At 65.0% G+C, this 23,580-nt stretch carries 18 protein-coding genes; 8 read left to right on the top strand and 10 right to left on the bottom strand.

Features of this window, described 5'->3' with window-relative positions:
- The first annotated feature begins 21 nt into the window (after positions 1-21).
- Positions 22-1,083, top strand: a complete 1,062-nt coding sequence (locus ACN9MZ_RS27705; protein ID WP_426340011.1) for a LacI family DNA-binding transcriptional regulator — start codon at positions 22-24, stop codon at positions 1,081-1,083.
- On the opposite strand, the gene ACN9MZ_RS27700 is transcribed toward ACN9MZ_RS27705, so the two are convergent.
- From ACN9MZ_RS27700 to kduI, 8 genes are read right to left on the bottom strand one after another with little or no spacing between them, the layout of a single operon-like run.
- Positions 1,074-2,276, bottom strand: a complete 1,203-nt coding sequence (locus tag ACN9MZ_RS27700; protein WP_426340010.1) for a glycoside hydrolase family 88 protein — start codon at positions 2,274-2,276, stop codon at positions 1,074-1,076. The two genes, ACN9MZ_RS27705 and ACN9MZ_RS27700, sit on opposite strands and share 10 nt — an antisense overlap.
- On the bottom strand, positions 2,273-3,517 hold the full coding sequence (locus ACN9MZ_RS27695) for an oligosaccharide MFS transporter (protein WP_426340009.1): 1,245 nt from the start codon (positions 3,515-3,517) through the stop codon (positions 2,273-2,275). Before ACN9MZ_RS27695 ends, ACN9MZ_RS27700 begins: the two co-directional genes overlap by 4 nt.
- A gap of 4 nt (positions 3,518-3,521) precedes the next feature.
- On the bottom strand, positions 3,522-4,487 hold the full coding sequence (locus ACN9MZ_RS27690; RefSeq protein WP_426340008.1) for a carbohydrate kinase family protein: 966 nt from the start codon (positions 4,485-4,487) through the stop codon (positions 3,522-3,524).
- Entirely contained in the window at positions 4,484-5,707 is a 1,224-nt protein-coding gene (locus ACN9MZ_RS27685; protein ID WP_426340007.1) for an AGE family epimerase/isomerase, read from the bottom strand. Before ACN9MZ_RS27685 ends, ACN9MZ_RS27690 begins: the two co-directional genes overlap by 4 nt.
- The gene (locus ACN9MZ_RS27680) at positions 5,697-6,767 is read right to left on the bottom strand and encodes a hypothetical protein (protein ID WP_426340006.1); all 1,071 of its coding nucleotides are present in this window, start codon (positions 6,765-6,767) and stop codon (positions 5,697-5,699) included. The genes ACN9MZ_RS27685 and ACN9MZ_RS27680 overlap by 11 nt, the downstream gene beginning before the upstream one ends.
- Positions 6,754-7,761: a sugar kinase gene (locus ACN9MZ_RS27675; protein ID WP_426340005.1), complete on the bottom strand. Its 1,008-nt coding sequence runs from the start codon at positions 7,759-7,761 to the stop codon at positions 6,754-6,756. The genes ACN9MZ_RS27680 and ACN9MZ_RS27675 overlap by 14 nt, the downstream gene beginning before the upstream one ends.
- Complete coding sequence (gene kduD / locus ACN9MZ_RS27670; RefSeq protein WP_426340004.1) at positions 7,758-8,516, bottom strand: 2-dehydro-3-deoxy-D-gluconate 5-dehydrogenase KduD; 759 nt, start codon at positions 8,514-8,516, stop codon at positions 7,758-7,760. The genes ACN9MZ_RS27675 and kduD overlap by 4 nt, the downstream gene beginning before the upstream one ends.
- A gap of 10 nt (positions 8,517-8,526) precedes the next feature.
- Positions 8,527-9,375 carry a 5-dehydro-4-deoxy-D-glucuronate isomerase gene (kduI, locus tag ACN9MZ_RS27665; RefSeq protein WP_426340003.1) on the bottom strand — a complete coding sequence of 283 codons (849 nt, stop codon included), beginning with the start codon at positions 9,373-9,375 and terminating at the stop codon, positions 8,527-8,529.
- 218 nt (positions 9,376-9,593) lie between these two features.
- On the opposite strand from kduI, the gene ACN9MZ_RS27660 reads away from it, so the two are divergent.
- The 4 genes from ACN9MZ_RS27660 (at position 9,594) to ACN9MZ_RS27645 (ending at position 19,493) form a co-directional block, all read left to right on the top strand.
- Positions 9,594-11,051 carry a hypothetical protein gene (locus tag ACN9MZ_RS27660; RefSeq protein ID WP_426340002.1) on the top strand — a complete coding sequence of 486 codons (1,458 nt, stop codon included), beginning with the start codon at positions 9,594-9,596 and terminating at the stop codon, positions 11,049-11,051.
- 50 nt (positions 11,052-11,101) lie between these two features.
- Positions 11,102-14,047, top strand: coding sequence for a TonB-dependent receptor (locus ACN9MZ_RS27655; protein WP_426340001.1), 2,946 nt, complete (start codon positions 11,102-11,104; stop codon positions 14,045-14,047).
- A gap of 89 nt (positions 14,048-14,136) precedes the next feature.
- Positions 14,137-18,786, top strand: a complete 4,650-nt coding sequence (locus tag ACN9MZ_RS27650) for a glycoside hydrolase family 2 TIM barrel-domain containing protein (protein WP_426340000.1) — start codon at positions 14,137-14,139, stop codon at positions 18,784-18,786.
- Positions 18,787-18,902: 116 nt separating this feature from the next.
- The gene (locus ACN9MZ_RS27645) at positions 18,903-19,493 is read left to right on the top strand and encodes a UdgX family uracil-DNA binding protein (RefSeq protein WP_426339999.1); all 591 of its coding nucleotides are present in this window, start codon (positions 18,903-18,905) and stop codon (positions 19,491-19,493) included.
- 1 nt (position 19,494) lies between these two features.
- On the opposite strand, the gene ACN9MZ_RS27640 is transcribed toward ACN9MZ_RS27645, so the two are convergent.
- A complete protein-coding gene (locus tag ACN9MZ_RS27640; protein ID WP_426339998.1) occupies positions 19,495-20,400 on the bottom strand; it encodes an AEC family transporter in 906 nt (301 codons plus the stop codon).
- Position 20,401: 1 nt separating this feature from the next.
- Positions 20,402-21,013, bottom strand: a complete 612-nt coding sequence (locus ACN9MZ_RS27635) for a DUF2238 domain-containing protein (RefSeq protein ID WP_426339997.1) — start codon at positions 21,011-21,013, stop codon at positions 20,402-20,404.
- Positions 21,014-21,062: 49 nt separating this feature from the next.
- Between ACN9MZ_RS27635 and ACN9MZ_RS27630 the strand changes: the two genes are divergently transcribed.
- Genes ACN9MZ_RS27630 through ACN9MZ_RS27620 form a run of 3 tightly spaced genes read left to right on the top strand, consistent with a single transcriptional unit; the run spans position 21,063 to position 23,460 of the window.
- The gene (locus ACN9MZ_RS27630) at positions 21,063-21,656 is read left to right on the top strand and encodes an ANTAR domain-containing response regulator (protein WP_426339996.1); all 594 of its coding nucleotides are present in this window, start codon (positions 21,063-21,065) and stop codon (positions 21,654-21,656) included.
- 36 nt (positions 21,657-21,692) lie between these two features.
- Positions 21,693-22,817, top strand: coding sequence for a CmpA/NrtA family ABC transporter substrate-binding protein (locus tag ACN9MZ_RS27625; RefSeq protein WP_426339995.1), 1,125 nt, complete (start codon positions 21,693-21,695; stop codon positions 22,815-22,817).
- 13 nt (positions 22,818-22,830) lie between these two features.
- On the top strand, positions 22,831-23,460 hold the full coding sequence (locus tag ACN9MZ_RS27620) for a methyl-accepting chemotaxis protein (protein ID WP_426339994.1): 630 nt from the start codon (positions 22,831-22,833) through the stop codon (positions 23,458-23,460).
- Positions 23,461-23,580 lie beyond the last annotated feature (120 nt).

Here is a 23,580-nt window from a genome sequence, read left to right as displayed (position 1 = left end):
GTTGACGCAGGCATGGACAAAATGGACGATGTAAGCAAACAGGCAGCGCGCGGCGCCGGCGGCGCCACCGTATATGACGTGGCACGCGCGGCCGGCGTGTCGGCCATGACGGTTTCGCGCGTCATCAACGGCAATTCCCATGTCAGCGAGGCCACGCGCGACAAGGTGCTGGCCGCCATCGCGTCGCTCAGGTACCAGGTGAACCATGCGGCGCGCGCCGCCCGCATCGGCACGCTGCGCGTTGGATTGCTGTACAGCAATCCCAGTGCCGCCTTCCTGAGCGCCCTGCTGGTGGGGGCGATGGACCAATGCGGTCAGAATGGCGCCCAATTGCTGCTGGAACGCTGCGACGGCCTGTCCAGCCAGCGCAAGGCCATCGAAAGGTTGATTGCCGAAGGCGCCGACGGCATCCTGGTGCCGCCGCCCCTGTGCGACGCCGAAGAGGCGCTGCGCCAGCTCGATGAAATCGGCATCCCGACGGTGGCAGTGGCCACTGCGCGCCCGCTGACCGGCGTGGCAGCGGTGCGCATCGACGACTACGAAGGCGCGCGCACCATGACGCGCTACCTGCTGTCGCTGGGCCATCAGAACATCGCCTTCGTCAAGGGCGACCCGGAGCACACCCCGGCCCAGCTGCGCTACCAGGCCTTCATGGACACCATGGAGGAAGCCGGCCTGGCGGTACCGCCGCAGCGCGTGGCGCAGGGCCTGTTCACCTACCGCTCCGGCTTGACTGCGGCACGCAGCCTGCTGGCGCAGGAGCCGCGGCCGACAGCCATCTTCGCCAGCAACGACGACATGGCGGCCGCCGTGATCGCCGTGGCGCACGGCATGCACCTGCAGGTGCCGGAAGACCTGACGGTCTGCGGTTTCGACGATACGCCGGTAGCCACCACCGTCTGGCCGGAACTGACCACCATCCACCAGCCGATCGGCGATATGGCGCGCCTGGCGGTCGACCTGCTGGTCGACCAGGTGCGCAGCCACCGCGCGGGCGAATCACGCCACGCGCCGCACCGCCTGTTGCCCTACACCCTCGTTACGCGCGAATCCTCGGCCGGCAGCCCGGCTCCTTACCAGTAAGGCCGCCAGTTGCGCTGCAGCCTGGTGAGCGCTTCCAGGTAGAAGTAATCGCCCCAGATGCAGCATTCGTCCACGCCGATGCCTTGCGGCTTGTGGTAGACCGCATGCTGCAGCAGGCCGCTGCCTGGCGCCGCATCCCGGACCAGGTAGCTGGCCGACAGTTCCTGCACGATGCCGATGGCGGCGCGCCGGTAGGCCGGGCGCAGCGGGTCGTCGTCGGCAAGGGTCGCTTCCAGTTCCAGCAGGCCGCAGGCTGCGATGGCGGCAGCCGAGCTGTCGCGCTCTTCGCCGCCTGAGGTGAACACCAGGTCCCAGTAGCAGATGCCGTCTGCGGGCAATCGGTTCAGGAAGTAGTTGGCCAGCACCTTGGCCAGTTGCAGCAGGCGCGCATTGCCGTTGTAGCGGTACACCAGCGGGAAGCCCGAAATGCCCCAGGCCTGTCCGCGCGACCAGCACGAATCGTCGGCGAAGCCCTGGTGCGTATTGCCCTGCAGCGGGCGGCCGCTGGCGGGATCGAAGAAGAAGGTGTGGAAGGTGGAACCGTCCGGCCGCACGATGTGGCGCGCTGCTGCCTCGATATGGCTGTCGGCGGCGGCGCGGAACGCCGCTTCGCCGCTATGCTCGCTGGCCCAGTACAGCAAGGGCAGGTTCAGGTTGCAGTCGATGATCATGCGGCCCTGCTGCGCCGGGTCGCTCAGCTCGCCCCAGGCCTGGATGATGCCGGCGTGCGGCAGGTAGCGTTCCAGCAGCAGGCGCGCCGCACCCAAAGCCGCTTCCGCCGCCAGCGGGTCGCCGGTCAGGCGATGCGAGGCCACGCAGGACAGGCTGTACAGGAAACCCAGGTCGTGGTGGTTGGTGTGCTGGCGCCCGGCCTGGCGCGCATGGAAACTGCGCACCTGGCGTTCCGCGCCGGCGCGGTAATGCGGCGCGCCGGTCAGCTCATAGGCCAGCCACAGCATGCCGGTCCAGAAGCCGTTGGTCCATTCGATATTGCCGATGGCAGGATATTGCAGGCCGCTGCTCGATGGCGCGGGAAAGTCGTCGCCGAAGTGGCGCAGGTTGCGATCGATGGACAGCAGGGCCTGGGCGGTGGCGCGCTGCAGCAGCACGCTGTCGATGCTGCCGTCCCAGTGCGGCGGCAGGCGTTCGACGTCCAGCGCTTCCAGGCGCGCGCTGTTCAGGGCTTGGGTCATGCGGTAACTCCTTGGGGCTTGCTGCGTGTGGCGATTTCCGGCGCAGTGGGGGACAGCAGCCATGCCGACAGCAGCAGGAACACCAGGCCCAAAGCTGCCATCAGCAGGTAGGTGGCAGGGAAGCCGAGCAGGTCGTAGCCCTTGCCGGCGACAGGCGACAGGATCGCCAGGCCGAGCGAATGGCCGAAGCTGACACCGACCATGTAGATGGTGGAGGCCAGGCGGTTGTCGAAGTGGCAGGCGATATAGCGGAACACCGACACCACCAGGATCGGCAGCTCCACTGAATGCAGCAGCTTCATCGCCGAGATGCTGAGCGGACCGACCGCAAAGCCGGAGCCGGCAATGCGCACCAGCATGATGCCGCCGGCCAGCAGCAGGCCGCGCTTGGCGCCAATGCGCTTGACCAGCAGCGGCGACAGGAACAGGCCGCCGGCTTCGATGAAGATCTGCAGCGAATTGAGGTAGCCGAACATGGCGGCGCCGGTTTCCTTGTCGGCGAACAGGCTGGTGAAATAGCTGGGGAACTGCTGGTCGAACACCAGGTACAGGTTGGTGACGCCGAGGATGAACATCATGAAGCGCCAGAACTGGCCGTTGCGCAGCAGGGACAGCGCTTCCGCCAGGTGCACCTTGTGCGCCGGCGCCGGCGCATCCGTTGCGCCGGCGACGGCATCGGTGCGCCAGAACAGCAGCAGGCCAAGCAGCAGCAGGCCGGCGGCCGAGGCCAGGAAGAAGTTGATGGCCGGATCGACATTGAACAGGCGGCCGCTCACCAGCGCAGCGCTGGCAAAGCCCAGCGATCCAAACAGCCTTACGCGGCTGTATTCGAAGCTGTGGCGGCGGCCGATGCGGTCCACATACGATTCCAGCGCATAGCTGCCGGCGATGAATGTGACGCCCAGGTAGGCGCCGCCCAGGACCGCGCCGGCCACGATGTTTGCCTTCAGCAGCGGGGCGTACACAAAGCTGAAGAACAGGCCGCACAGGGTGACCAGGCCGGCCACCAGCCACAGGACGTGCTTGCGCATGCCGACGCGGTCGGAGACGAAGCCGTACACCGGCTGCGAGCACATGGCCGCGATGAAGTTGGCGGAAAAGACGATGCCCGCTTCGGTGCCGCTCAATTTCAGGCTGCTGCGCAGCCACAGGGCCAGCAGCGAGATGGCCATCGCCTGTGCAAAGAAGAAGATGAAGACAAAGCTGCACAGGAAGCGGAAATGCGACTGCTGGCTGTTCATGGGGTCATCCTGCCGGGGTAAAAGGTTGGGTTGGCCGGTTCGGGGCACCGGTTTCCTGCACCGCTGTCGCTGCCAGCAGGCCCGCCACCTGCTCCAGCGCGGGCGGCGTGGCGCCGGGCGCGGTGCAGGCGGCGGCGCCGGCAGCGACGGCGAAGCGCAGGTGTTCGCCGCCATCGCGCTCGGGATGGCGCAGCAGGCTGTAGACCAGGGCGCCGATGCTGGCGTCGCCGGCGCCGACGGTGTCGGCCACCGTCACGGCGGGCGGGCTGGCATGCCAGCTGCTGTCTTTCTTGAGCAGGGTGGCGCCTTGCGCACCCTGGGTGTACAGGATGGTAGCGCCGGGATTGAGCGTGCGCATGGCAGCCAGCGAGGCCGCGCTGTCGTTATGGCGGAACAGTCCGTGCAGGTCTTCGTCGGATACCTTGATCACGTCGGCCAGGGTGGTCATGCGGCGCAGCGTGGCGTCGTAGCGCTGGTCCATCAGGCTGCGGAAATTGGGGTCGTAGCTGATCGGCACACCCTGCGCCGTCAGTTCGGCCGCCAGCGCCACCAGCTTGCCTGCCAGCGGTTCGCGCGCCAGGCTGATGCCGCCGAAATGCACCCAGCGTGCAGCAGCCCGCCAGCCTGCCGGCAGTTGCGCCGCGTCGAAGTGCAGGTCCGCGCTGTCGTCGCCCACGAAGAAATAGCGCGGCGGGTCCAGTTCGTGCACTACGGCCAGCAGCGGCGAGCGGTCCAGCTGCTGCAGGAAGCGGCGATCCAGGCCGGCCGCATCATTGGCTGCGGCCAGCGCAGCGCCGAATACGTCGCGGCTGACGGCGCCGGCAAAGGCGCTGGGCATGCCAAGGCGGGCCACCACGCGCGCCACGTTCCAGGTCGAACCGCCCACCTGGCTGGTCCAGCCGTCAGGACCGCTGCGCAGCAGGTCGGTCAGCGCTTCGCCGGCTGCGACGAAGTGGGGCAGGGCGCTCATGGCGCCGCCTCCAGTGCGCCCAGCACTTCATAGCAGGCGCCCATGGTGTGGTAATCGGTCTTGCCGGCCGGGCTCTTTTCCGTGCTTTGCTTGACGTTGTCGCGGCTGAGCACGCGGTACCACGCGCCGTGCTCGTGGTCGACCATGTGGCGCCAGCTGTAGTCCCAGATCCTGTCGTACCAGTCCCAATAGGCTGTGTCGCCGGTCCGGGCACCCAGCACTGCTGCTGTGGCCAGGCTTTCCGCCTGCACCCAGAAGTACTTGTCGCCGTCGCAGATTTCGTCATCCGGGCCGAAACCGTAGACGATGCCGCCATGCTGCGTGTCCCAGGCCCGCTCCAGCGCGGCCTGGAACAATTGCCTTGCGCGCGGCAGCAGCCAGTCGCCTGGGCCGGCCAGTTGCGGCGCTTCGCGCTCCAGCAGCAACAGCAGTTTGGCCCACTCGGTGAAGTGGCCCGGCTGGTAGCCCCAGGGGCGGAAGATATTGCTCTTGTCGTGGCGGTTGTAGTCCCAGTCCACCGACCAGTCTTCGCGGTAGTGCTCCCAGATGAAACCATCGGCAAGGGCGGCCTGGCGCATTGTGATATTGCGCGCCACGGTTTCGGCGCGGTGCAGGTAGCGCAGTTCGCCGGTCGCCGAATAAGCCGCCAGCAGCGCCTCGCACGCGTGCATATTGGCGTTCTGGCCGCGATACGGATCGAGCACCGACCAGTCGGCGCTGGCCTGGTCGGCGTAAAGGCCATGTTGCGGCTGCCATAAGCGGCGCTCCATCAGCGCGAAGATCTCTTCGATATGGGACCGCACTTCCGTCACGCCGGCCATGCTGGCATGGGCATAAGCCAGCAGCACGAAGGCCAGTCCGTAGCAATGGTTGTCGCCGTCGATGATGCGCTTGCGGCCATCCTGCCACGCGAGCTGCCAGGCATAGCCGCCGGTCTGCGGATCGCGCTGCACATCGCGCAGGAAAGCCAGGCCGTGACGCAGCGCCTGCAGGTACTCCGGTTCGCCGAAGTGGCGGTAGGCCATCGCATAGTTGAAGATGAAGCGGGTACTGCTGACCAGGTGGCGCGTGCTGCGGTCGTACACCGTTCCGTCGTCGAGGAAGAAATGATAGAAGCCGCCGCTCGGATCGATGCAGCGCGGATGGTAGAAGCCCATAGTGTGGCGGATATGGGCCAGCAGCATCGGGCGCGAGCGGAACGGCACGGGTTTATAAGGCATGGTGGTCGGCATCTGGATGGGCCGCCTGTTGCCAGGCGGCGATACGGTAACGGGTGTGCCATGGCGTGGCGGGATCGAGCGCTATGCCGGTGCGGTCGGCCAGCGGATGGCCGGGCGGTGCCTTGGCTACGCGGCCCAGGTCGAACAGGCTGTTGACCGGTTCCGCGCCGAGCGCCAGGTGGCGGCCCTGCCAGGGAAAACGCTGGCGCCCGCCGTTGCTGACCCACAGCATCAGGTCGGGCAATTGCGCGGTATCCCACCACAGGCCGACGCAGGCGTCGTAATCGAGGTAATGAAGGGCGAACGGCGGCGCGCCTTCTTTGGCGCTTTGCACGGCCCGTGCCTGCAGCAATTCTTCAAACACGCCGTGGGCCGGCAATTGCGCCAGGTCGAGCGGCCCGTCGATGCCGGCCAGCGCCGACAGGTCGGCCGAACAGGTGTCGGGCTGCAGCCGCGTCACCGAATCGCTGGCCAGGGCCGGATAGCTGTGGATGCCGTCGTGGCGCCCCAGCATGACGCGCACGCGCCGCGTCGCCGGCGGCAGGCGGAAAGTGGGGTGCAGGCCGAGCGGCAGCCGGGCCGGGCGCCGCGCCCACACCGTCAGGCCGATATCGATGGCCGCCGCGTGCGGGTCGGCGCTGATTTCGCGTTCCACGCGCGCCACAGGGGCGTCGGGTGGAAAGTCCAGCGCCAGCTGCACCCGGCCGGCATCGGCATGCAGGCATTGCCAGCGGTGGTTGGCGGCATAGCCGTGGTGCCAGCCGTCGTCGGCCGGCTGCACCTGCCAGCCGGGCGGCAGCGCGGGCGGCTGGTCGGCGCGGCCGAAGGGAATGCAGGGCCATTCGCCGCGCAGGCGGCGCAGCACGCCGGGCAGGGCGCTGGCGCGCGTCAGGCCGGACCAGGGCGCCACGTGCATGACGTCCAGTTCGCGCTCATCGTCGAGGCGGAACTGCAGCGGCCCTAGCATGCCGCCCAGGGCCTGGATTTCGGCGCTGCCATGCGCCCAGCACAGGCGCCACGGGCCGCGCGTAGTGCGCACGAAGTGGTCAGCGCTGGACATCCAGCCTCCCGCCGCGCACGGCCTCCACTTGCGCCACGCTGGCCAGGTTGAAGTCTCCCGCGATGCTGTGCTTGGCGACGGCCGCTGCCAGCGCGAATTCCAGCGCTTCGCTGTCGTTCCAGCCGCTGTGCAAACCATGCAGCATGCCTGCCGCAAAAGCGTCGCCACCGCCGATGCGGTCGACAATGCCATGCATGGTGTAACTGCCGGCCTGCAGCGCGCCCTGGCGCGTGTGCAGCGTGGCCGACAGCGTATGCTGGTCGACGCTGTCCTGCGCCCTTTGCGTGGCCGCCAGCCGCTGCAACTGCGGGAAGGCGGCGAAGCAGGCGGCAATGGCTTCCTCGGCGCATCCTTGCTGCGCCAATTCGGATTGGCCCAGCAGCAGGGCTATATCGCGCGGACCGGCAAACGCCAGGTCGGCTTGCGCCAGCAAGGTGCGCAGCACGCCGGCGCCATCGCCGCCGCGCGCAGCCCACAGCGAGGCGCGGTAATTGCCGTCGTAGGACACCTGCACGCCGCGTGCGCGCGCCGCTGTCATGGCGTCCAGCACGGCTTGCGCCGCCTGTTCGCCGACGGCTGGCGAAACGCCTGACACATGCAGCCAGGTCGCATCATCAAGCAGCGCCGCCCAGTCGTAAGCAGCAGGATCGGCCAGCGCAAAAGCGGAGCCGGCGCGGTCGTACACGATTTCGGATGGGCGCATGACGGCGCCCCGAGTGAGGAAATACAGGCCCATGCGTCCTTGCTCGAAACGCAGCCCGTCCACTGCCACGCCGTGCATGCGCAACTGGTCGCGTGCGGCCCAGCCAAGCGCGTTGTCCGGCAGGGTGCTGGCCATGACAGCCGGCTGGCCAAAGCGCGCCAGCGAGACGGCGACATTGGCTTCCGCTCCGCCGATACAGGTGTCGAGTTGCGGCGTTTGCAGCAGCAGCTGTCCCGCCGGTGAGGACAGGCGCAGCAGCATTTCGCCAAAGCAGACGATGCGGCCTTTCATCGCGCCAGCCATCCGCCATCGACCGGCAATACGATGCCGTGCACGTAATCGCTGGCGCGGCTGGCCAGGAAGACGGCGGCGCCGGCCAGGTCACTCGGCTGGCCCCAGCGGCCGGCCGGGATGCGCGCCAGGATCGCCGGCGCCCGTTGCGGGTCGTCGCGCAGCGGCGCGGTGTTATTGGTCTCGAAGTAGCCCGGCGCCAGCGCATTGACGTTGATGCCGCACGCCGCCCATTCGTTGGCCAGGGCGCGCGTCAGGCCGGCGATGGCGCTCTTGCTGGCGGCATAGGCTGGTACCCGCAAGCCGCCCTGGAACGACAGCATGGAAGCAATGTTGATGATCTTGCCGGAGCCCTGGCCGGCCATGTGCCGCGCCGCTGCCTGCGACAGGAAGAACGGCGCCTTGAGGTTGGTGTCGACCACGCGGTCCCAGTCCTCTTCGCTCACATCCAGGCTGTCGGCACGGTGGATGGCGCCGGCATTGTTGACAAGGATGTCGAGCCGGCCCTGCCAGGCGTGGGCCGCGTCGGCCATCTGCCGCATGGCGGCGCCATCGGCGGCAAAATCGGCCTGCAGGAACAGGAAGCGGCGGCCGGTTGCCGTCACGCGCGCCGCAGTATCGTCGGCGGCGCTGCGGCCGGCAGCCACGATGTCGGCGCCGGCGGTCGCCAGCGCCACGGCAATCGCCTGGCCCAGGCCCGTGTTGGCGCCGGTTACCAGCGCCACCTGGCCGCTCAGGTTGAACAGGTAAGGCATGGCGCGTCCTTTATTTCAATTGGCAGATATCGACTGCCTGCATGTCGGTGTAGTCGAGGTTTTCGCCGCCCATTGCCCAGATGAAGGCATAGTTCGAGGTGCCGGAACCCATATGGATCGACCATGGCGGCGACACTACGGCTTCTTCGTTGGCCACCACGATGTGGCGCGCGCTGTCGGGCTGGCCCATGAAGTGGAACACGCGTTCGGATGGCGGCAGGCCGAAATAGAAATACACCTCGGAGCGGCGCTCATGCAGGTGGGGCGGCATGGTGTTCCACACGCTGCCGGTCTGCAGCACCGTCAGGCCAAGCAGCAACTGGGCCGACTGGCAGACGCCGGGCACCACATACTGGTAGATGGTGCGCGCATTCGAGGTTTCCGGGCTGCCGCGTTCCAGCGGCACCGCTTGGGCATGGGTGATCTTGGTGAGTTCGAAGCGCTGGTGGGCCGGCGTTGAAACAAGGTAGAAGCGGGCCGGGTTGGCCGGATCGTCGGAAGCGAAGCTGACATCGCCCGCGCCCATCGGCACATACAGGCCGTCGCGCGGCGCCAGTGAAATGACCTGGCCGTCGACCGTGACGCGGCCAGCGCCACCCGCCACGTTGATGATGCCCAGTTCGCGCCGCACCAGGAAAGGCTGGCCGGCGGCGGCGGCAGGTTCTGCCTGGCGCGGCAGCGCCAGTTCGCTGTGCACCGGCGCTGCCCCGCCGATCACGAAGCGCTCGTGATGGCAGTAATTGAGCCGGAGCTGGCCTGGCTGGAACAAGCCGTCGACCAGGTAGCGCTCGCGCAACTGCTCGTTGCTGGCGCCGTCCATCATGTCAGGGTGGGTCGCGTGGTAGCACTTTTCGAACATTAACCGCCTCCATTTCTGTTATCGATAACAAGTATATGCGCTCCGGCGCGGCGGATTTATGCCAGATTCATATAGCTTTGATGCGTTTTTCTATTGTTCCAGGCCTACTTCTTTCAGTAACATGAAAAAAACGCGCAAAAAACCCAGCGATTGCATTCGCTAAAGCGCGTTATCGATAACACTAAACTTAGAATGACCAAGTCATCGGAGGAGACCAAGTGTTGACGTACCTGACCCGGCGCCTTGCCTGCGCCAGCCTTGCCCTGTGGTTGCCGGCCGCCGCCCTGGCTGCCGGCCGCCTGCAGGTGTTCCCTTTCCCGCAGCCGCTGCGCTACTCGCACCATAACGACGATTTCACGGTGCGCGTGCGCACCCCGGGCGGCGTGTGGCAGGACCTGTATGAATACCGCGCCAAAGTGGACCTGGACAAGCAGCAGGACGCCTCCATGGTCTACTTCAATTTCGACGGCGCGGTGGAAGTGGCGGTGCAGAAGAACAACGGCAACTTTGCCAGAGTGGCCGTGCGGCCCGCAGGGCGCGGCATCAAGCCTGTGGTGCGCGACGGCATTGCCTACTTCACCATGCAGCGGCCGGAAAACCTCAGCGTGGAATTCGACGACGACCGCCTGCACAACCTGCACGTCTTCACCCACGCCATCCGCAAGGACATGCCGGCGCAGCAGGCGGCCCTGGACAGCTATAGCATCACGCAGGGCAAGACGCCCGACTTCACCCAGCCGGTGGTGGTTTTCGGACCAGGTATCCACAGCGGCGAGTTTCGCCTGCGTTCCAACAGCACGGTCTATATCGACGGCTCCGCTTTCCTGAAAAGCCCTCTGCTCATCGATGGCGTGGAAAACGTGAAGGTGATCAGCGATGGCGTGTTCGACGGCGTCGACATGGTCGCCATCCGCAATTCGAAAAACGTCAGTATCGACGGCCCGATCTTCATCAACCAGCCGCACGGCACCCTGCGCTGCATCACCTCTCAGGACATCGAGGAAAAAAGCATCCGCAGCATTGGCGCCGGCCAATGGTCCGATGGTCTGGGACACTTCGCCTGCGAAAGGGTGCGCATCTCCGACAGCTTCATCCGCACTTCGGATGACTGCATCACGCTGTACAACCACCGCTGGGATATCTGGGGCAATACACGCGACGTGACGGTGACCGATTCCACGCTGTGGGCCGACGTGGCGCACGCCGTGATGATCGGCATCCACGGCAACACGCCGACGCCTGCCCATTCTGAACCCGAAGTCCTGGAGCGCATCCGCTTCAGCAATATCGACATCCTTGAGCACGACGAGGATGAACCCGAGTACGAAGGCGCCATCGGCATCATGGCCGGCGACGACAACCTGGTGCGCGACGTGGTGTTCGAGGACATCCGCGTCGACCGCATCGAAGAAGGCAAGCTGTTCAACCTGCACATTGCCTATACACCCAAGTACAACACCAGTCCCGGGCGTGGCATCGAAAACGTCACGCTTCGCAATATCAGTTACACCGGCAAGGGCTCGCCCAGCGCGTCCGTCATCTACGGCTACGATCCCGGCCGCCAGGTGCGCAACATCGTCATCGACAACGTGACGGTAGCCGGCAAGCGTCTTACCGGCGCCGCTCCCAACTTGCTGGATATTGGCCCACACGCCAGCGGGGTGACTTTCCGCTGACAGTCTTCGAAATCAGTATTACAAAAATATATACCTGGAGGAGATGGAGAATGAATCAGCAGCAGATCAAGATGTCCCTCAAGCTGTCCGGCGTTGCGTTGGCAGTGATGCAAGCCTTCGCGCCGCAAGCCTTGGCGCAGGAACAGGCTTCCGATGCGACGACCGTGGTGGTGACCGGCATCCGCGCCAGCGCCCGCAGTTCCGTGGCAATCAAGCGTGATACGATGGAAGTGGTCGACTCGATCACCGCCGACGACATCGGCAAGCTGCCCGACCCGAACGTGGGCGAAACGCTGACCCGCATCCCTGGAGTGCAGGCTTACCGTTTTGGCGGCGAAGCTTCGGCGCCATTCGGTGGCTTCGGCTCCGGCGTGACCATCCGCGGCCTGGGGTACACCGCGTTCCAGACCAACGGCCGCTCCTACTTCAGCGCCGGCAGCCGCGAATACAACGTCGAAGCTGCGGTCCCTGCGATGGTGGCCGGCATCGACGTCTACAAGAACCCGTCGGCGGAACACATCGAAGGTGGCATTGGCGGCCTGGTGAACGTGCGTACCCGCAACCCGAGCGACTTCAAGAACCTCACCGTGTCGCTGGGCGTGAACTACCGCGAGAACTCGCTGGCCAAGAAAGCCGATCCGGAACTTTTCGGCCTGATCGCCAACCGCTTCGACCTGGGCGGCGGCAGCCGCATTGGCGTGCTGGCCGCAGCGACCTACCAGAAAAGCACCACGCGCAACGACAACAACCCGGCCGGCGGCCGCGGCCCGAACCTGAAGCGCGCGATCCGCGCCGACAGCGCCGAGTACGCCACCATGGCCGCTGCCAATACGGCGAATGCGACCAACCAGCCGATGTCGGCTTACGTCGGCCGCAACGACATCAGCTACCTGGCCAACGTGCCCACTACCAGCGCACAGACGCCGAACCTGGCGGGCCTGACGGCCGCCCAGCAAGACAGCGTGATGATCGCTCCATGGGTGAACACCAACGTGTTCCAGGAAACCATCATGCGCGAGCGCAAAGGCCTGAACCTGGCGGCGGACTACCGCGTCAGCAACACCCTGCGTTTCTATACCGAAGCGAATTACTACTCCTTCCTGTACCACCAGAACTATCGCGGCCTGAACTCGAACGACGGCAGCAACGTGCAGAACCTGCAGACCACGCCGTTCAACTACGACGAGAACCTGGCCAACCGCAACAGCAACGGCGGCAGCAACGACACCATCGTCAACAAGCGCCTGCTGAGCGGCAGCTTCCTCAATTCCACCATGACCACCATCGGCGGCGACGAGCACACGCCGTGGGAAACCATGATCGGCGCCATCGGCGTCGAATGGAGCCCGACTTCGCGCCTGTCGCTGAAAGCCGACGCCAACTACATCAAGTCCGACAAGAAGAGCGACAACCGCTCGATTCGCCTGGACTCGGCGGCCGGCCTGCAATGGACCACCAACCGCGTGGCAGACGGCGAGCCGCACCCGTTGACGTTCACCGGCCCAAGCCTGAGCGATCCGCAGAACTTCGTGTTCAAGGATTACGGCAACGGCCAGAACTACCGTAACAAGGATAACGGCTTTGCTTTGGCACTGTCCGGCTCCTATGCCATGGACGGCATGTTCAACAAGCTGCGCTTCGGTGCGCGCCACGCCTACCAGCACGACTTCTTCCAGAACTACGGCTTCAGCAAGTTCCTGACCACCGATGGCAAGGACGTCAACGCCACCCGTTCCAACGCGCTGTCGGCCAGCACCCGGGCCGGCAACCTGGAGCATGCGCCAACCAACTTCATGAACGGCCAGGCCGGCTACAGCGGCGGTTACCTGGTCTACACCCCGGACGCCCTGCTGGGCGACCAGGTTCGCACGGCGTTCCCTAACGCCGGCATCCTGCCGCAGGATTCGTATGTTGAAAACCAGGGTGCGCGTAGCATCTTCGGCGAACACGACTCGGCGGCCTACCTGGTTGGCGACTTCACCGCGTTCAAAGACCGCATCAAGGGTAACGTCGGCGTGCGCCTGGTGCGCACCAACACCACGGCAACGGCCCGCGCCACCGATATCCGCACCGGCCAACTGGTGGACGTCGTGAAGAATTCCACCTACAACAATGTGCTGCCGACCTTTAACATGACCTACGACCTGGCGCAGGACACCCTGCTGCGCCTCGGCGCAGGCCGCGGCATGACCCGTCCGGGGCTGGGCGACCTGAATCCTGTAATCAGCGTCAACACCACCACCGGTACCGGCAGCATCGGCAATACGCAACTGAAGCCGCTGGTGGCCGACAGCTTCGACATCTCGCTCGAGCACTACTTCAACAAGACCAACTACGCCTCGCTTGCCCTGTTCGACAAGGAGATCAAGGACTTCCCGAACGGGATCAATTCCTGCGAAACGCTCAGCAACGCGCCGGCCTATTCGGGCGCCCTGGCCAATGGATGTTCGGACGGTCAGTACCTGGTGACCAAGAAAGTCAATTCGGAGAAAGGTTATGCACGCGGCTTTGAAGTGGCAGGCCAGTACTTCTTCGACTCCAGCTACGGCTTCCTGAACAACTTCGGCGTGTCCGGTTCCTACAGCCATGTCAAGACCTCCAACCCGGTCAACTTCGGCACCGCTGCCGCGCCGAAGATTGTCGAAACCATGCAGCCGTTCGTCTCCAAGAACAACGTCAGCGTGTCCGGCATGTACGAAGACGACAAGCTGTCGGCCCGCCTGGTCTATACCTGGCGCTCGCCGTCGGTGCTGTTCAACGTCGACCCGTTCCCGATCTGGGCGCGCTACATCAAGTCCTACGGCCTGCTGGACGGTTCGCTCAGCTACCAGGTCGCGCCAAGCCTGACGCTGCGCTTCAACGCCTCGAACATCTTCAACAAGGCAGCTAACCGCGCCCTTGGCGAGCCAGGTTCGACCCAGGTGCCGATCGAGTACCAGCACTTCTACAACGGCCGCACCTTCAGCCTTGGCCTGAGCTACAAGTTCGGCGGCTAAGCTTTGTTTTCTCCGGTGCCATCCCAGCACCTTGATGCCGGACTTCGCCCTGAATAGCGTGGTCCGGCATTTTTTAAAGGAAGCATGCAGTGAGTATTCGTTATATCTTCGCCTCCCTTGCCATGGCCGCCGCGTTCGGCTGCGCAGCGGCCACCCCGGAATGGGAACAGCCCGAAGTAGTTGCGCTCAATCGTGAGCCGATGAAGGCGACGTTCTTCAATTTCGAGAGCGTGGAAAAGGCCGTGGCGGGCGATATGGCGGCATCGCAGAATTACCGTTCGCTGGACGGCACCTGGTCGTTCGCGTACACGCAGGGAACCGACAAGCGCCCGGTGGACTTTTATAAGCCCGGTTACGACATCAGCAGCTGGAAGACCATCCAGGTTCCGGGCATGATGCAGGCGCAAGGCTACGGCAAGCCGATTTTCACCAATATCAAATACCCTTTCCCGGCCGACCAGCCCTTCATTCCGCATGACTTGAACGAAGTAGGCTCCTACCGGCGCGATTTCGAGGTGCCGGCAGGCTGGCAGGAGCGCGACGTATTCCTGCACATCGGCGCCGCAGGTGCGGCGTATTACATCTGGATCAACGGCGAAAAAGTCGGCTACTCGGAAGACTCCAAGCTGCCGTCCGAATTCAACATCGGAAAATTGGTGCGGGCGGGCCGCAATACCATCGCGATCGAGCTGTATCGCTGGGCCGACGGCTCCTACCTGGAAGACCAGGATTTCTGGCGCGTCTCCGGCATCGAGCGCAGCGTCTACATCTATGCCGAGCCGAAGTCGCGCTTGCGCGATTTCACCGTTACCGCTGCGCTGGACAAGGCGCAATACCGGGACGGCATCTTTGCGCTGCAAGCCATCATGGCAGGCCAGCCAGCCGGCGGCAGCATCGTTGCCACCATCTTCGACGGCAGCAAGCAGGTGTGGAACGGCAGCGCGCCAATTGCCGCCGGCCAGGCGCCGGTGCTGCGCGCTACGCTGCCGAACGTGAAGGCATGGTCGGCAGAAACGCCAAACCTTTACCGCCTGCTGCTGGAATACCGCGACGCCAGCGGCAAGCTGCTGAGCGCCACTTCGCGCAAGATCGGGTTCCGCACGGTGGAAGTCGCGCAAGGAGAAGTCCGCGTAAACGGCAAGCGCGTCATGATCAAGGGCATGAACCGCCACGAACATGATCCCGACACCTATCGCGTCATGTCGATGGCATCCATGCGGCGCGACATGGAGCTGATGAAGCAGGCCAACATCAACGCCGTGCGCACTTCGCACTACCCGAACGACCCGCGCTGGTACGAGCTGGCCGACGAGTACGGCATGTACGTGATGGACGAAGCCAATATCGAGTCGCACGAATACATGGAGAAGGGCGATGCTGCCGGCGACCCGGCCAAACGTGCCGCAATCCAGCTTGGCTACCTGGAAAGTTGGAAAGATGCGCACATGGACCGCGTCTCGCGCATGGTCGAACGCGACAAGAACCATCCCTCGATCATCTTCTGGTCGCTCGGCAACGAGGCTGGCACTGGCATGAACTTCGAGCAGGCCGCTGCCTGGATCCGTCAGCGCGACCCGGCCCGCCTGATTAGCTACCTGGGCCACGGCACCATCGGCGAAGAACATTTGCCGAATGCCTATGTCGACATCTACGCGCCGATGTACGACGACATCGACAAGATGGCCGGCTATGCACGCGACCCGCGCTACCTGCAGCCGATGATCCAATGCGAATACGCCCACGCGATGGGCAACTCGCTCGGCAACCTGGAAGACTACTGGAAAGTGATCCGCTCGTACCGCAAGCTGCAGGGCGGCTTCGTGTGGGACTGGGTTGACCAGGGCGTGCGCGCCAGGGACGCGCAAGGCCGCGAATACTGGGCCTCCGGCTTCGACCTCAATCCTGAACGCGGCGACAACAGCGTGGTGGGAGACGGAGTCGTCAGCGCCGACCGTTCGCCGCAGCCGGAATATTACGAGCTGCAGAAGGTGTATTCACCCGTGATATTCGAAGGCGACCCGCGCAGCGGCAAGCTGTCGGTAGTCAACCGCTATGACTTCCGCGACCTGTCCGGCTTCGACTTCGAATGGGTGCTGGCGCACGACGGCGAGAAGGTTGCGGGCGGCAAGCTGGAAGGCGTTAATGCAGCAGCCGGAACGTCACGCGCTTTCGCGTTCAGGCTTCCGGCAATAGCACCGCAAGGAGGCGAGCTGGTACTGACCCTGCGCGCCAAAGCCAGGGATGGCGCCACCCAGGGCGTTGCTGCCGGAACCATTCTGGGTTGGAGCCAGTTCATCGTCGCAAGCGCGCCGGTTGCCAAAACTGTTGCGGGCAAGCTCGCGGCGCCAATGCAAAGCCCCGGCGCACTCACGCTGGCCGCCGCCAACGCAAAACTGGAGGTCGACATCAGCACCGGCCTGGTCGCCTACGGCGCCAACGGCCAGTTGCTGCTGAAAGGCGGCATGCCGAACTTCTGGCGCGCGACGACCGACAACGACGAAGGCACTGGCGCCATGGAGCGGCAGAAGATCTGGCAACGTTTCACCGGGCAGCGCCAGCTGCGCGCCATCAAGGCTGGCCGCGACTTCATCAAGGTCCAATACGCCTTCGGCGCCGGCGCGGCAGAGTGGGAAAGCACTTACCGCATGGGCACGGATGGCAAGCTGCAGGTGGATGCCACCTTCACGCCGCTACGGGACGACTTGCCGGAACCGCTGCGCGTCGGCTTGCGCTTCGACCATGCCGCCGCACTCGACACCGTGGCCTGGTATGGCCGCGGTCCGCAGGAGTCCTATGCCGACCGCCTGACCGGCGCCGCGCTTGGCCGTCACAGCGGCAAGGTCGCCGACCAGTATTTCAGCGGCTACATGCGCCCGCAGGAAAGCGGCAACAAATCCGGCGTGCGCTGGCTCGATCTCACCGATGCAGGCGGCGCAGGTGTCCGCGTGGCCGGCCCGGTACCGCTGTCGGTGAACGTGCTCGCCTTCCCATATGAAGACCTTTACCTGCGCCCGCGCGGCGAGCGTCACAACGCCGACATCGTGCCGCACGGGGACGGCAGCCTGCTGGTCGACATGGCCCAGGCCGGAGTTGGCGGCGATACCGGCTGGAGCCCGGACGGCTGGCCGCTGGCACGCTACCGCATCAAGCTGGAGCCAGCGCGTTACAGCTTCACTATTGCCCCGACCGCCGCCAAGCCGCTAGTGCAGGCGCTGGCACCCGACTATAGCAACCCGGTGCTGCACGCCGACTATTCCGACCCGGACGTGATCCGCGTCGGCGAAACCTATCACATGACCGCATCCAGCTTCAACAATGCTCCCGGCTTGCCGCTGCTGGAGTCGCGCGACATGGTGCACTGGCAGCTTGTCGGCCACGCATTGCCGCAACTGGTGCCGCCCGCGCAATTCGAACGTCCGGCGCACGGCAAGGGCGTGTGGGCGCCGGCCTTGCGCCACCACGACGGCAAGTTCTGGATCTTCTATCCCGACCCGGACCAGGGCGTGTACGTGAAGACGGCGCACGATTTCCGCGGGCCCTGGAGCGCACCGTCGCTGCTATTGCCAGGCAAGGGTATCATCGACCCGGCCCCATTCTGGGACGACGATGGCAGCGCATGGCTGATGCACGCCTGGGCGCGCAGCCGCGCCGGCATCAACAACCTGCTGACGCTGCGCCGCATGGCGCCCGATGCCAGCCGCCTGCTGGACGACAAAGGCAGCGTCGCCATCGACGGCAGAAAGTTCACCGGCTACCACACGCTGGAAGGGCCCAAGCTGTACAAGCACCACGGCTACTACTATGTCTTTGCCCCGGCTGGCGGCGTTGAGCAGGGCTGGCAATCCGTGTTCCGCTCGCGCAGCATCGAAGGCCCGTATGAAGCGAAGATCGTGCTGGCCCAGGGCCGCACCGCCGTCAACGGCCCGCACCAGGGCGCGTGGGTGCAGGCGGCAGATGGCAGCGACTGGTTCTATCACTTCCAGGACAAGGGCGCCTATGGCCGCATCGTCCACCTGCAGCCGATGCGTTGGCAGGATGATTGGCCGGTGATAGGGGAGCAGCAAGATGGCAAAGGCATCGGCCAACCAGTCAGCAACTATCGCCAGCCGTTCGCTGGCGCATTCAATGCTGTGGCGCCGGCCACCAGCGACAATTTCGACGGCCCGCAGCTCGGCTTGCAATGGCAATGGAACGCCAACTGGCGCAGCGAGTGGTATTCGCTCCAAGCCCGCCCCGGCCACTTGCGCCTGTTCTCTCAGTTCGACGCGCAGGCCCAGCAACAGGGAAGCCTGTGGAACCGCGCCTCCTTGTTGATGCAGAAGCTTCCGGCCGAGCGCTTCACCGCCACCGCCAGCTTTGACCTGTCCGGCATGGCCGACGGCGACAGCAGCGGCCTGCTGATGTACGGCCTCGATTACGCCTGGATCGGCGTGCAGCGCAGCGGCGGCGCCAATCGCATCGTGTTGAAAACCTGCTGGAAGGCTATGGCCGGCTGCCGCGACGAAGAACAGGCGGGCATCGATCTTCCTGCACACCGCGTCTACCTGCGCCTGCAGGTGACGGAAGGCGGACGCACCACCTTCAGCTACAGCCTGGATCGCAAACGCTTCCAGGATTTCGGTCAACCATTCACAGCCACCGTAGGCCGCTGGGTCGGCGCCCGTATGGGTCTGTTCGGCGCAGCATCCAGCGCACAGGGTGGCTACGTCGACATCGACGACTTTATCGTGTCTCTCTGACCGGCCAGGCACTCCCAGCCAGGCTAGTATTCGTGGCACGGGCGCCAGCCGCCCGTGCCATTTTTTTCGTTCCAGCATCGTGCGCCGCTTTGCCGAGCACGCCGTACAATGGTCGGATGAAAGCCAAGCCGGACGAGCAACAGCCTTCCACGCTGGATGAGTGCCGCCGCTGCGAGTTATGGCGCAATGCCACGCAGCCCGTCGGTGGGCAGGGTGCGCGCCATGCGAAGCTGATGCTGGTTGGCGAACAACCGGGTGACCAGGAGGACCTGGCCGGCAAGCCCTTCGTCGGCCCGGCAGGCGATTTGCTGGACCAGGCGCTGGAGGCAGCCGGCATCGACCGCCGCCAGGTGTATATCACCAACGCGGTCAAGCATTTCAAGTGGGAGCCGCGCGGCAAGCGGCGCATGCACAAGACACCGGCGCAAAAGGAAGTCGCAGCTTGCCACTACTGGCTGGAAGCCGAACTGGAAAGCGTGGCGCCGGACGTCATCGTCGCCCTCGGCGCCACCGCGCTGAAATCCGTCCTGCAAAGCGGTAGCGTGGCGCTGAAAGACTATATAGGCCAGCCGGTCGAACGGGGCGGCCGCTGGATCATCGCTACCTACCATCCGGCCTACGCGCTGCGCGTCCCCAGCAGCGAAGCCCGTGCTGCCGCTCGCCAGGCCATCATCGACGCCTTGCTCGAGGCGAAACGTCTTCTCTGATCTAAGCCGAGAGCATCCGGACCAGCGGAATCGTGGCTGCCGCCAGCAGCGTTTGCAGTGTAATCAGGGAAGCCATCAGCCGTGCATCGCCGCCAAGCTGGCGCGCCATGATGTAGGCGTTGGGCGCGGTCGGCAGCGCGCAGTAGAAGCAGGCCGCAAGCGTGACAGGTTCCGATACGCCGAACGCCAGGCACACGCGTGCTGCGACAAAGGGCAGCACCAGCAGCTTGAGCACGGAGGTAAAGGCCAGCGCCGCCGGCCGCAGGCCTTCCATGGAAAACACCAGGCCGCTACCCACGCTGATCAGGCCAAGTGCGAGCGCCGACTTGCCGAGGATATCCAGTGTGTTCATCAGCGGCGTTGGCAGGGCCAGCCCGCCAAGGCTGAAGACCATCCCCGCCAGTGTCGCCAGGATGATGGGATTGGTCGCCAGCGTCTTCGCCACTTTGCCCAAGTCCGCCTTGCTGCCGCTCCACCACGACAGGGCCAGGATCGAGACCACGTTCACCACCGGTAGGCATAAGGCCAGCGCCAGCATCACCAGCGCGGCCGTTTGCGGCTGGAAGAACAGGGCGGAGACCGCAATCCCGAAGTAGCTGTTCGGCCGCATCGCGCCCTGCACCACGGAGGAGCGGCTTGGATCGGGCAACCCGCGCCAGAACAGCAGCACCAGCAGGGCGAGGCCGACCACGATAAAGGTCGGCAGCAGCGTCGCCAGCGCCAATTCCTCCACCATGCGGCCATGGAAGTCGAGCCGCGCGATGCCGGTAAACAGCAGGGCCGGGAAGGCGATGAAATACGAGAATTTCTCGACCGAGGGAAAGAAATCGTCCGGCATCCAGCGGGACTGGCGGATCGCCACTCCCAGCATGATCAGCAGGAAGACCGGGATGATCGAGCCAAGCATCCTAGCGGCCAGCCAGTTGGCGGTCGTGCAGGCGGGTCAGCGCCAGCAGGGCGGCTACACCGCCGATCAGGGCCATGAACATATCGGACTGGGTATCCCACGGGTCGCCCTGGGTGCCGAGGAATTCGTCCGCGCCCTGGCCCAGCGCCACGGCAGCCCCCCATTCGATCAGCTCATAGGTCGCGCTGATCGCCAGCACGATGGAGAGCACGATAAAGGCCAGCATCTTGCCGGCCGGGAGGTAGCGGCCGCGCAGCAGGATTTCGCGCGCCACCATCACCGGCACGAAGCCCTGTGCGAAATGCCCGATCTTGTCGTAAGGATTGCGCGACAGGCCGAACCAGTGCTGCAGGTCGAAGCCGAACGGCACCCGCGCATAGGTATAGGCGCCGCCCACCATCAGGATCACGCAGTGCACCGCGACCAGCACATACAGCAGGTCGGTCAGGCGGTAGCTGCGGTACGTCGCCGCCATCAGCGGCAGCGCGATCAGCGCAGGCGCCACCTCCATCCACCAGGTGGTGCGGTCATAGGGAGCGATGCCGGACCAGGCCAATACCAGAAGGACAATGGCGCCCAGCGCCAGGTGCAGGGGAGAGATTGTTCTGTTCATAAACGAATATTAACTCGAAAGCTGGCGCGGTTCTTGCAAGTTAGGAGGCATGAGCCGCAATTTACGCATCGTTTTGATCCACCCGCCGCACGAAAGTGAGGCACGCGCGCAGGCCTTGCACGCCGGCCTGGCGGAAGCCGGATACGAGCTGGTCGCCTCGCTGCCGGCCGATTTCCACCTGCCTGAACACATCGCCCGCCTGCAGCCCGACATGATCATCGTCGACGCCGAATCGGATGCGCGCGACGTGCTCGAACACATCGTCATCGCCACCCGCGACGAGCGCCGCCCCATCGTCATGTTCACCGAAGACGACAAGGCCGATTCCATGGAAGCGGCAATGGCGGCGGGGGTTTCCGCCTATGTGGTGGCGGGTTTGCAGCCCGAGCGCATCAAGCCCGTGCTGGACGTGGCGCTGGTGCGTTTCAAGCGCGAACAGAAGCTGCTGGACGAGCTGGAAGGCACCCGTCTCAAGCTGGCCGAGCGCAAGCTTCTCGACCGCGCCAAGGGCATCCTGATGGCGCGCCAGGGCCTGACCGAAGACCAGGCTTTCCAGAAGCTGCGCAGCATGGCCATGAACAAGAACCTGAAGCTGGCCGAACTGGCGCAGCGCATCCTGGACGCGGAGGATTTGCTGGGCTGATGCACCGTGATGGTGCATTTCCGGCAGGAGTGAAGTATGCAGATTGAAAAAGACATCGTCAGGATAGGCTTCAACCCGCTGACCGATTGCGCGTCGCTGGTGATGGCGTCCGTGCTTGGGCTGGACCGCAAGCACGGCATCCGCATCGTATTGAGCAAGGAAACGTCGTGGGCCGGCGTGCGCGACAAGCTGCTGAGCGGCGAACTCGATGCCGCCCATGCGCTGTACGGGCTTGTCTATGCAACTCACCTCGGCGTGGGCTCGGTGCGGCGCGACATGGCAATCTTGATGAATTTGAATCGCAACGGCCAGGCCATTACCCTGTCGCGCCGCCTGGCGGAGGAGGGCGTGCGCGATGGCGCCGCCGTTGCCGTCCTGTCGCATGAGCGCGAGCTGCGCTGGGCCCAGACCTTCCCGACCGGTACGCACGCCATGTGGCTGTATTACTGGCTGGCGGCGCACGGCGTGCACCCGCTGCGCGAGGCGCGCGTGATCACGGTGCCGCCTTCGCAGATGGCGACCAACCTGGCAGCCGGCCATATGGACGGCTTCTGCGCCGGCGAACCGTGGAACCACCGCGCCGTGATGGACGGCGTGGGCGTCACCATCGCCACCAGCCAGCAGATCTGGCCCGACCATCCGGAAAAAGTGCTGGCCACCACCGCCGATTTTGTGCGCCGCCACCCCAATACCGCGCGCGCGTTGGTTGCCGCCGTGCTGGAGGCCAGCCGCTGGATCGACGCCAGTTCCGCCAACCGCATGGCGATGGCCGAGATCATCTCCGCCGTCCAGTACGTCAATACCGGCAAGGACGTGATCTGGCAGCGCATCCTCGGCCACTATGATGATGGCATGGGCCGCAGCTGGGAGGATGCGCACAGCATGCGCTTCCACCAGGAAGGCGCGGCCAATTTCCCTTACCTGTCGGACGGCATGTGGTTCATGACCCAGCAAAAGCGCTGGGGCTTGCTTAAGGCTTCGCCCGACTACCTCGGCGTGGCCCTCAAGGTCCACCAGACCGCCTTGTATAAAGAGGCGGCGGAAATAACGGAGACTCCGATCCCCGCCAGCACCTTGCGCAGCTCGGTGTTCATTGACGGGACCACCTGGGATGGCAAGGACCCCGAGCGTTACGCCGGCTCCTTCGACATCCACATGTAGCGAAGGAGAATCCATGCAGGAACCGGCCAAGCCCCTGTCGGGCGAAGTTTTCGGCGCTTTGATCAACCTGTCCGGCCGCCGCCGCTTTACCTCCCAAAGGCTGGTGCTGTATGCAGTGCTGGCTGCCCAGGGCCAGCCCGGCGCCGCCGAGACGGCGCAGGACGCGCTGAACCTGTTCCGTGACGCGCACCATACCCTCCTGAACGGCAGCGACACGCTGCCCGGCATTTTCTGCCCCGAGCTGCAGGAAGCCTACTACGGCAAGCGCGACGGGGCGCGCCAGATCAAGGACTTCATCGACCTGGCCCAGCGCGCGCTCGACCGGGGCCGCGCCGGTCCCGCGCTGGAGCAACTGGTGGAAACGGCCACGCCGGTGCTGGCGGTCCTGAACCAGCTTACCGCCATATATGAAGAGCAGTCGAAGCAGCACGCTGTGCTGATGAAGAAACAACTGCGCGGCGTGATTACCGATATCGAAACAATTGCCCGCCAGGCAAAAATGGTCACCTTCAATGCGCGCGTGGTGGCGGCCCGGGCCGGCCACGCCGGACGCGAGTTCGCCGTGGTGGCCGGCGTGCTCTCGAACATCACCACCGAAATTGACGACATGGTGAAGGCTGCCCTGCAAGCGACCAGCGCTTGAGCCGCGTGCGCTATTGCGGTGCACCATAGTTGGGCGCGCTGCACCGCGAGATGGCGAAATCGGCCTTCGGCAGGGCCCAATGACGCGCTTTTCCCCCTGCAAGGAGCTGGCACAGGTCTT

This window comes from Pseudoduganella sp. S-14, from assembly GCF_049913285.1.
In the GTDB taxonomy this organism is placed as follows: domain Bacteria; phylum Pseudomonadota; class Gammaproteobacteria; order Burkholderiales; family Burkholderiaceae_D; genus Rugamonas.
The sequence above is the reverse complement of the archived record's forward strand: the minus strand, read 5'-3'. Positions and strand labels throughout refer to the sequence as shown.